This window comes from Pseudomonas sp. NPDC087817 (genome assembly GCF_044742875.1).
Lineage (GTDB): Bacteria > Pseudomonadota > Gammaproteobacteria > Pseudomonadales > Pseudomonadaceae > Aquipseudomonas.
Window position 1 is genome coordinate 1 of sequence record NZ_JBIUVJ010000016.1, and the last position, 9,264, is coordinate 9,264.

The window sequence follows — 9,264 nt, forward strand, 5'->3', positions numbered from 1 at the left end:
CGGAACTTGATGATGCGGACTTTATCGTGACGACCTTGGGAGATCACTTCAGCCACAACAGTAGCGCCAGCAACAACTGGAGCGCCGATGTTCACGTCGTCGCCATTGGCAACCAACAGAACGCGATCAAAGGTAACGGATTCGCCGGTAGCGACTTCCAGTTTTTCGATCTTCAGGTATTCACCTGGGGCGACTTTGTACTGCTTGCCGCCAGTAACGATTACTGCATAAGACATGGTATTTCTCCGATAATCCTGCTCACCCAGCTCTTTATAAGAAGAGGTATTGGCTGGCATGGCTGCATGGGGCTGGAAGGCCCGCTTGCAATTGCGTAAGGCAGGTGCTGCCCAGGAAGTTCAGGGTGCGCGATTGTACGCAAGGCGCCGCAGGCTTGCAAGTAGCCGTCCATCGCGCCTTGACAGGTCTGGATGGGGGTCCTAGCATGCCGCGCAACCCTTCTGGAGCGACTCTCGCTGATGCAACCCCAAGCTTTCTACCGCGCGGTGGCGGACGATTTTAGCGCCGTCGACGGCATCATCAAGAAGCACCTGACGTCCCGAGTGCCGCTGGTATCGAAAATCGGCGATTACATCACCTCGGCCGGCGGCAAACGTCTGCGTCCTTTATTAGTGCTGCTGTGTGGCAAGGCCCTGGGTCGCGAAGGCGACGACATGCGCCTGCTCGCCGCCACCATCGAATTCCTGCACACAGCGACCCTGCTGCATGACGACGTCGTCGACATGTCCGGCATGCGCCGTGGCCGCTCGACCGCCAACGCCATGTGGGGCAATGCCCCGAGCGTGCTGGTCGGCGATTTCCTGTACTCACGCTCGTTCGAGATGATGGTCGAACTGGGCTCGATGCCGGTCATGAAGATCCTGTCCCAGGCCACGCGCATTATCGCTGAAGGCGAAGTGTTGCAGCTGTCCAAGGTTCGTGACGCCAGCACCACCGAAGAAACCTACATGGAAGTCATCCGCGGCAAGACCGCGATGCTTTTCGAAGCCTCGACCCACAGCGCCGCTGCGCTGGCCGGTGCCACCGCCGAGCAGAGCGAAGCCTTGCGCACCTTCGGTGATCACCTGGGTGTGGCGTTCCAACTGGTCGACGACCTGCTCGACTACAAGGGCGACGCCGAAACCCTGGGCAAGAACGTCGGTGACGATCTGGCCGAAGGCAAACCGACCCTGCCGCTGATCTACACCATGCGCGAAGGCACGCCTGAACAGGCAGCCCTGGTGCGTCAGGCGATCCAGAAAGGCGGGATTGAAGATCTGGAAAGCATCCGCATCGCCGTGGAAGCTTCCGGTTCTTTGGAATACACCGCGCAACTGGCCCGTGATTACGTGGCCCGTGCGATCAAGTGCCTTGACGCGCTGCCGGCCAGCGAGTATCGCGATGCGCTGGTTGAATTAAGTGAGTTTGCGGTCGCCCGCACACACTGATCATCCCGAGCAATCAAGGGCCGCAGCCTTCTCCGAAGCCTGCGGCTTTTTGTTGCCTGCCCGCTTGCCGCTAAAACCTTATACAATGTGCGACTTTTAGCGATCCACATCCCAAGGAGCCTTAGTGAGCACGTTGCCACCCTGCCCGAAATGCAATTCCGAATACACCTATGAAGACGGCGCGCAACTGATCTGCCCGGAGTGTGCCCACGAGTGGTCGGCCAATGGCGAAGCCGAAGTGGCCTCTGACGATGCAGTGAAGAAAGACTCGGTCGGCAATGTCCTGCAAGACGGCGACACCATCACCGTGATCAAGGACTTGAAGGTCAAGGGCACCTCGCTGGTGGTCAAGGTCGGCACCAAGGTCAAGAACATCCGCCTGTGCGATGGCGACCATGACATCGACTGCAAGATCGACGGTATCGGCCCAATGAAACTCAAATCCGAGTTCGTCAGAAAAGTCTGAACCTGTTGTGATCCATCCCGCGCCCGACGTGGGATGGAGCTTCACCCTCCCCGCTTTCCCCTAGCCAATTCACGCAATAGCCAAACGCCAGCCGTTTTGACCTTACGCAATCTTTACCCGGAAAAATTCACAATCTGCCAATAGGCACTTGCTATTTGATGAATAAGAATTATTCTCATTGAAACCTTTCAAGGAGATTAGAACCATGACTTATTTGATCGACGCGTGGCTGGATCGCCCACACCCTTACCTCAGAATCCTCCATCGGGAGACCGGTGAAGTCTGTGCGGTGCTTGAAGAAGAAGCCTTGCATGAACTGCAGGATCAGGGGGATCTGGACGTCAGCAGCCTGAATTCCAGTGAGCCGCTGGTGCTCAAGGAGCTGGTGCGCAATCTGTTCCTGTTCTGCTACGCCCGGGCGTTGCGCCCGACCAGCGAACTGCATCACAAGATAGAACTATGAAACGCGGTAAAAACTGTAGGAGTGAGCCTGCTCGCGAAAGCGGTGTGTCAGACAACACATCAGTCGACTGAAAACACGCCATAGCGAGCAGGCTCACTCCTACATCAGCCCGCCATCAAGGCAGGCCAGGTCTTACAGAACGTCGAGCAGTTCGACGTCAAACACCAGAACGCTGTGCGGCGGGATGCTGCCAACGCCTTGCGCGCCGTAAGCCAGCTCGCTCGGCACGTACAGACGCCATTTGCTGCCGGCATTCATCAGTTGCAGGGCTTCGGTCCAGCCAGGGATCACGCCGCCAACCGGGAATTCTGCAGGCTGGCCGCGCTCGTAGGAGCTGTCGAACACGGTGCCGTCGATCAGCGTGCCGTGGTAGTGAGTACGCACCTGGTCTTCACGGGTCGGCTTGGCGCCTTCACCCTGAGTCAGCACTTCGAATTGCAGGCCGGAGGCCAGAGTGGTGATGCCATCACGCTTGGCGTTTTCAGCCAGGAAGGCCAGGCCTTCGCCAGCAGCGGCTTCAGCCTTGGCAGCGGCTTCGGCTTGCATGATCTCGCGGATCACCTTGAAGCTGGCGGACATTTCTTCCTGACCCACACGGCTTTCCTTACCGGCGAAAGCGTCGGTCAGACCGGCCAGGATCGCGTCCAGGCTGACACCCGGTGGCGGGTTGTCGCGCAGCTGGTCACCCAACTGACGGCCGATGCCGTAGCTGACGCGGGTTTCGTCGGTGGACAGATTTACTTCGGACATGACACTGCTCCGCTGTGCGGACGGCCACAAGACTTGCCGTGCGTGCACAGCGCGTCCCGGCGCGCCCGGAACCAAAAGGGCGAGCAGACTAGCACAGATGCCAGACCTGTGGCGCGCAGGGCCTACAGGGCCGAGCGCCAGGCAAGCGGTACTTTCAGGCTTTCCTCGCCACTGGCGCCGAGGCCACACATTTCATCGTGTACCGAGGTGTGTACGAGGTTGAACGGCAACACCGGGAAACTGTGCAAAAGATCCCGTGCGTGCTCGACCGAACGCAGCGTCAGCATGTTGCCCTTGAGATCACTCAACGGGTACGCCGCGCCATGCATCCGCGCTTCGAGCAGGTAAATCCCGCCCTCCATGGAGATCAGGTTCAGCTCATCAACCTTTTTGGCGATGGCAAACGCATTCAACTCTTGCAGGTTCATGAACACACCTCACGCAGTGGCGAGCCAAGACGTCTACAGGGATATGCCCGCGCGCAACAAAGCACAAGCCACAAACGACACCGCCCGTCTGTTTCGCAACAGACGGGCGGTGTTTTTTGCAGCGATCAAAGCGTGATCAGTGCTTGGTGACCTTGTCCAGATAACCCATCGCGCAAGCCGAGAGCACGAAGGTCATGTGAATGATCACGTACCACTTCAGATGCTCGGGATCGACGTTCTTGGCATCCATGAAGATCCGCAACAGGTGGATCGAGGAGATCGCCACGATCGAGGCCGCCACTTTCATCTTCAACGACGAAGAATCCATGGTGCCCAGCCAGTTGAGCTTTTCCTTGCCTTCATCGATGTCCAGTTGCGAGACGAAGTTCTCGTAGCCGGAAATCATCACCATGACCAGCAAGCCGCCCACCAGAGCCATATCGATCAGCGACAGCAACACCAGAATCAGATCCGATTCAGCCATCGAGAACACATTGGGAATGACGTGGAAAACTTCCTGGAAGAACTTCAGCGCCAGCGCCAGCAACCCGAGGGAGAGCCCGAAGTAGATCGGCGCCAACAGCCAGCGCGAGGTGTACATTGCGTTTTCGATAAAGCGTTCCATTGAATCTCACACATGGGGTGGGGGTGGTAATCGGCGGCGAGTATACCAGCCACCTGTGACACCCAGAAACTGCCCGAAAATCCGTCACCTGCGCGTGTGTGGCATTTTTTTCTGCTAGTGTCCAAGCCAATGACAGCTCAGCGACAGCGGACAGGACGAGTGGAAATGGATGTGCGATTGCCGATAACGACTGCCGGAATTTGCTTGACCCTGCTCCTCGGCGGTTGCTCGCCCGGTGACGAGAAGCATGCGCTCAGCCTGGAAGAAAAAACCGCAAAATTCGAACAGTCACTCGATGCCATCAGCGATCCGAAGCTCAAGGACGCCGTCACCGAACTCGGCGGCTCGCTGCTGTTGCTTGAACGCGCCCAGCTCAAACTCGACAGCATGGTGGCAAAAACCGAATACGGTGAAGACGCCCTCGGCATCCTCAAGCACTACCCTGCCCCGCAGGCGCTGGTCGACACCTTCATCAATGGTTTGTTCGTGCTGCACAAGGACGCCAGTTCCGATTACCTCACGGATCTGCAACCGGTCTTCCCGTTCAACCTCAACATTCCCGGCGGCTTCCTGTTTCCCCATGGCGTGGAATGGCAATCGGTCACCCTGAGCAACAAGCGCATCATTGCTTACCAGCCGGAGTGGTCGGAAACCGATCCGGGCATTCAGTTAAGCCCCTCAAGCTCCAACGTCACCAATCCCGATGACCTGACCGTGACCTACCCGTTCATCGACGGTCTCGACGTGGACAAGAAAACCCAGCCACAACCGGTGAGCCTGCAAGGCAAAGTGGAAGTGATCGCGCCGCGACGTCTGTTCAGTTTCGATCTGAGTAAAAAGGATGTCGGTCAGACGCGTACCGATGACAACCTCAGCGTCAAAGTGCTGAAACTGGAAAAGAACTACGCCGAGGTCGAATTCAGCAACAACCTGCCATTGGCTCCGGAAGTCGCCGACGCCCAGCTCAATCCGCTGATCGTTCAGGCCCGCGACGCCACCGGGCAATATCTGGTGCGTGCCGGCTCGATCAACGAAAGCCCGGAGCAGGTGTCCTTCTACGAAAAACAACTGGCACACCTGCAACAGCAGAAGACCTGGAGCGACACGCTGGAAAAACAGCTCGGCGACGAACAGCAAGCCTTCGATCAACAGCACCCGCGCCGTTACAACAAGGTCTACTTCAACGGCCCGATCGAAACCCTGGAAGTCAGTGTGCTCGACTTCTCGGCAGTCACCGTGACCCGCAAAACGCTGGATCTGCCCATTCGCGCGTTCCATCAGCACACCACGGAAAAAGCCATCCAGCCGCTGGATCTGCCGGTGGTGGTGTATGACGATCTGGCCGTGAACTGGCTCAAAGGCGCAAGCCTCACTGAAGAGCAGTTGAAGGCTGGCATCCGTGTCCATCAATCGGTTGAAGACCCAAGCGCCGCGCGCATCGAGTTTTCCCATCGCCGCACCTTCAACGATGAACTGCTCGGCGATGACTTCAACCCCGGTGAAAGCCCGGTGACATTCTTCACCGAAAAACGCAGCGGCAAACTCGATGAACCCATCGAACTGCCGCCCGAGGCTTATCAGGTTGATCCGCTGCGAGCGACGATCACCTACGATTTGAATCTGTTCCCGGAAACCCCGGCGATCGCCGTTGGCTCGATGCCGCTGTTTCTGGCAACGGTCGACAAGAAATCCTACGACGGCAAGTCTCTGCCCAAAGGCCTGGAGATCAAGAACAACACGCTGGTGGTGGACCTGAAACTGTTCCCCGCCAACGAGTGGCGCTTCTTCGTCAAGGACGACAGTGGCAATTACCTGAAGCAGATTCTTTCGGTCAGCCACGACGCGAGCGCAGAAGGCCCGGCGCTGTTTGGCGTGCATTATTTTTATGGCCGTCCAACTCACGTGGAGACCTATCAGCGAACCGACCTCGCCACCGTGCAATACGGGTTTGAGGTCAAACTCGACAAGGCGCAGATGCCTGATTCGGCACCCTGAAAAGATCGCAACCTGCAGCAGTCCCTGCGCAGATCTGCGTCAATTGAGGCTGCGGCCTCGGCCACCGTTGATCTGCCGGAGCTGGGCTTGCAGGTGCAGGCTCCAGATCTGCGGATCGTCGGCCAACTGATAGCCGTGCATCGTCAGACTTTCAACGATGGTGTCGAGGATTGACTCGGCGGCGATCGGTCCGTGAAACGGGCCCTGAGCTTTGATGGCGGAAGGTTGTTCGCCGGCCATGCCGGCAGCGAAGAGCAGCGTCCACATGCCGTTATCGCCGGCCAACGGTTTGATGGCGCATTCGATGCGGGTCACAAGACCCAGGCATTGACGGGTGAGGCAGAGGTTGCGCGACATGGCGGCGACCCTCGGTGAAGCCGGTATTCAGCCCTCACGGGAGGACTGGCTCGATCCAGTGATACTGTCGATATCCTTGAGCTGAGAATAGAAGAAAAGTCCGCCGCGCAAGCCGGATAGAACCAAAAGGCGCCGAATGGTCATTGTGTGAATATTGGCGCCAGAGTGATGGCACATTTCCCGAAGATCACTGCAAAAACCAATGTGGAAAACAAATGCAGGAGTGAGCCTGCTCTCGATGGCAACGTGTCAGGCAACATTTTTGCCGACTGACACACCGCTATCGCGAGCAGGCTCACTCCTGCAGTTTGACCGCGCCAGGCTTAAGCGGGTTTGGCTTCGGCCAATGCTTCCTGCGCCAATTCCTTCTCGGCTTCCTTGAGGTCTTCTTCGCTGATCATTTCGGCGATGTCGCGCAAGCGCTCGACCACCCGCGCGTTGATGCTGCCTTCAGGGAATTCGCCCTCCTCGTTCGGCGTACCCGCCGGCTCGCCGGCCAGCAGACTCAACGCCTCATCAGCCTGACGCACCGCGTAAACGTGGAATTGCCCGGCGCGCACCGCCGCCAGCACTTTCTCATCCAACATCAGCGTCGCCACGTTGGCCTGCGGAATGATCGCGCCCTGCTCGCCCGTCAGACCGCGTGCTTCGCAGAGACGGAAGAAGCCTTCGATCTTCTCGTTGACCCCGCCGACCGCCTGCACCTCACCGAACTGGTTGATCGAACCGGTGATCGCGAAGCACTGCTTGAGCGGGGTTTTCGACAGCGCCGAAATCAGCGTGCACGCCTCGCCCAGCGACGCACTGTCGCCATCGACGTAACCGTAGGATTGCTCCAGCGCGATGCTCGCGGAAATCGCCAATGGGAATTCCTGGGCGTAACGGCTACCCAGATAACCGGTGAGGATCATCACGCCTTTGGAGTGGATCGGTTGACCGAGATTGACCTCGCGCTCGATGTCGACGATGCCGCTGCCGCCCGGGTACACCGTGGCGGAAATCCGCGCCGGCACACCGAACGCCGAGTCGCCGACCTCAAGCACCGTCAGACCGTTGCACTTGCCGACCGCCGCGCCATCGGTGTCGATCAGAATGATCCCGGCGAGCATGTCGTCGAGAATCCGCGCCGAGACACGCCCGGTGCGGGTCGCCTTGGCTTTCAGGGCTCGCTCGATGTGCCCGGCATCAGTCATTTCATCGCCAGCCAGATGACGGATGAAATCCGCTTCGCTGACCAGTTGGAACAGATCGCCGATACGCGCCGACAAACGCCCCTGATGTTCGGCCAGACGCGCGCTGTAAGTGGCCAGGCGCGCCACGGCATCAGCAGTCAACGGCGCCATGCCTTCTTCCGAAGTCCGGGTTTTCAACAGCTGGGCGAACTGCTCCAGGCTCTCGTCGACCATCGGGATGTCTTCGTCGAAATCGACCAGAACGCGGAACATCTCCTGAAAGTCCGGATCAAGGTCTTGCAACGTGTAATACAGCGACCGCGCACCGATGATGATGACTTTGACCTGCAACGGTATGTGCTGCGGGTTGAGCGTCACGGTGGCGAAGCGGCCCATCTCGCCCAGTGGCGATTCCATTTTCAGCTTGCGCGATTGCAGAGCACGCTTGAGCGCATCCCACACGAACGGCTCGCTGAGCATTTTTTCTGCTTCAAGGATCAGGAACCCCCCGTTGGCGCGGTGCAATGCCCCCGGACGCAACTGACGATAGGTGGTGTAGAGCGCGCCCTGATCGGTGGTGTATTCGATGCGGCCGAACAGATTTTCATAGGTCGGATGCGGCTCGAACACCACCGGCGCACCGCCGCTGGCCGGATGACCGACCACCAGGCTTGGTGCGTATTGCTCTTCCAGCAGCTTGCGCGCGACGGCGTCGGTCTTGCTGTCGTCGACCAATTGCTCGACAACGGTTTTCAGCAGATACACCTGCATCGCTTGCAGATAACCGCAGACAGCAGCATTTTCTGCGTACTTCTCCGACAGTGGCGACAGCAACGGCTGCAAGGCCAGCGTGATGGTTTCTTCGTTGAGCGAACGCAGTTGGTTGTTCGATTCGCGCTTCCACTGCGGCAGGCTGGCGAGTTCTTCGTTCAGGCGCTCTTCGAGGCCGGAGATGTCATCGTGGAAACGCTCGCGATCAGCCTCCGGCAATTGCGAAAACTCGGCTTCATCCAGCGCCTTGCCATCAAGCATCGGCGTGAACGCGATGTTGCTGCTGTCGCGGTACAGGGCAACGTCTTTTTCCAGGGCCAGACGCTCGATGATGTCGAGGGCCTTGTCGTAGCGCTGGTTGAAAGCGCGGTCGATGGCGCTTTTCTTTTGCTGGTAGGAAGGGTGCTCGAACACCGCCGGAAAAGTCGCCAGCAGGTTGTCGATCAAACCGTTGATGTCACCGATGAATGCGCCGGCCGTGCCCGATGGCAGTTCCAGGGCGCGGGGCTCGCGCGGTTCATCGAAGTTGTTGACGTAGACCCAGTCGGCCGGGGTCTGCAAGCGCTTGCCTTCGGCCTTCAGGTAGCGTTTGACGAACGAGAAGCGACCGGTACCGGGCTCGCCCATGACAAAGACGTTGTAACCGGGGCGTGGCATGGCCACACCGAACTGCAAGGCTTCGACCGCGCGTTCCTGGCCGAGCACACCGCGAAAGGGCTCCAGATCATTGGTGGTAGTGAAGCTGAACTGTTCATCTGAATTCTGTGTTGTCATTGTTTTTTGCGGTATAAT

10 protein-coding genes are annotated in these 9,264 nt (G+C 58.5%); 4 read left to right on the top strand and 6 right to left on the bottom strand.

All coding sequences use genetic code 11. The features are described 5' to 3' along the window. Window positions 1–236, bottom strand: a 236-nt coding sequence (gene rplU, locus ACIONG_RS13635; RefSeq protein WP_401300112.1) for a 50S ribosomal protein L21, incomplete at its 3' end; no start/stop codon positions are given. 240 nt (window positions 237–476) lie between these two features. On the opposite strand from rplU, the gene ACIONG_RS13640 reads away from it, so the two are divergent. The 3 genes from ACIONG_RS13640 to ACIONG_RS13650 all read left to right on the top strand — a co-directional run bounded on the left by ACIONG_RS13640 (window position 477) and on the right by ACIONG_RS13650 (window position 2,374). After that, a complete protein-coding gene (locus tag ACIONG_RS13640) occupies window positions 477–1,445 on the top strand; it encodes a polyprenyl synthetase family protein (protein ID WP_401300114.1) in 969 nt (322 codons plus the stop codon). Window positions 1,446–1,569: 124 nt separating this feature from the next. Continuing rightward, window positions 1,570–1,911 (top strand): zinc ribbon domain-containing protein YjdM, encoded by a 342-nt coding sequence (locus ACIONG_RS13645; protein ID WP_003228364.1) that lies wholly within the window; start codon window positions 1,570–1,572, stop codon window positions 1,909–1,911. A 205-nt stretch (window positions 1,912–2,116) separates the two neighbouring features. Further along, window positions 2,117–2,374 (top strand): hypothetical protein, encoded by a 258-nt coding sequence (locus tag ACIONG_RS13650; protein WP_034153845.1) that lies wholly within the window; start codon window positions 2,117–2,119, stop codon window positions 2,372–2,374. Window positions 2,375–2,506: 132 nt separating this feature from the next. Here ACIONG_RS13650 and ACIONG_RS13655 read toward each other — a convergent pair whose 3' ends face one another. The 3 genes from ACIONG_RS13655 to ACIONG_RS13665 all read right to left on the bottom strand — a co-directional run bounded on the left by ACIONG_RS13655 (window position 2,507) and on the right by ACIONG_RS13665 (window position 4,177). Beyond that, entirely contained in the window at window positions 2,507–3,124 is a 618-nt protein-coding gene (locus tag ACIONG_RS13655) for an FKBP-type peptidyl-prolyl cis-trans isomerase (protein WP_103303603.1), read from the bottom strand. 122 nt (window positions 3,125–3,246) lie between these two features. Continuing rightward, the gene (locus tag ACIONG_RS13660; RefSeq protein WP_103303604.1) at window positions 3,247–3,552 is read right to left on the bottom strand and encodes a DUF6482 family protein; all 306 of its coding nucleotides are present in this window, start codon (window positions 3,550–3,552) and stop codon (window positions 3,247–3,249) included. Between the two features lie 136 nt (window positions 3,553–3,688). Then, entirely contained in the window at window positions 3,689–4,177 is a 489-nt protein-coding gene (locus ACIONG_RS13665; RefSeq protein WP_103303605.1) for a TIGR00645 family protein, read from the bottom strand. Between the two features lie 165 nt (window positions 4,178–4,342). Between ACIONG_RS13665 and ACIONG_RS13670 the strand changes: the two genes are divergently transcribed. After that, window positions 4,343–6,172, top strand: a complete 1,830-nt coding sequence (locus tag ACIONG_RS13670; RefSeq protein ID WP_401300118.1) for a hypothetical protein — start codon at window positions 4,343–4,345, stop codon at window positions 6,170–6,172. A gap of 39 nt (window positions 6,173–6,211) precedes the next feature. Here the strand turns inward: ACIONG_RS13670 and ACIONG_RS13675 are convergent, their stop codons facing one another. Together ACIONG_RS13675 and ACIONG_RS13680 are read right to left on the bottom strand one after the other, a co-directional pair. Further along, window positions 6,212–6,529, bottom strand: coding sequence for a hypothetical protein (locus tag ACIONG_RS13675; RefSeq protein WP_103303607.1), 318 nt, complete (start codon window positions 6,527–6,529; stop codon window positions 6,212–6,214). Window positions 6,530–6,852: 323 nt separating this feature from the next. Then, the coding region (locus ACIONG_RS13680) for a Lon protease family protein (protein WP_401300121.1) at window positions 6,853–9,264 on the bottom strand (2,412 nt) is incomplete at its 5' end.

Bases quoted from the DNA above. Each gene is read 5' to 3' on its own strand.
- ACIONG_RS13655 (WP_103303603.1), bottom strand. From the start codon at position 3,124: ATGTCCGAAGTAAATCTGTCCACCGACGAAACCCGCGTCAGCTACGGC.
- ACIONG_RS13670 (WP_401300118.1), top strand. From the start codon at position 4,343: ATGGATGTGCGATTGCCGATAACGACTGCCGGAATTTGCTTGACCCTG.
- ACIONG_RS13650 (WP_034153845.1), top strand. From the start codon at position 2,117: ATGACTTATTTGATCGACGCGTGGCTGGATCGCCCACACCCTTACCTC.
- ACIONG_RS13660 (WP_103303604.1), bottom strand. From the start codon at position 3,552: ATGAACCTGCAAGAGTTGAATGCGTTTGCCATCGCCAAAAAGGTTGAT.
- ACIONG_RS13675 (WP_103303607.1), bottom strand. From the start codon at position 6,529: ATGTCGCGCAACCTCTGCCTCACCCGTCAATGCCTGGGTCTTGTGACC.
- ACIONG_RS13665 (WP_103303605.1), bottom strand. From the start codon at position 4,177: ATGGAACGCTTTATCGAAAACGCAATGTACACCTCGCGCTGGCTGTTG.
- ACIONG_RS13640 (WP_401300114.1), top strand. From the start codon at position 477: ATGCAACCCCAAGCTTTCTACCGCGCGGTGGCGGACGATTTTAGCGCC.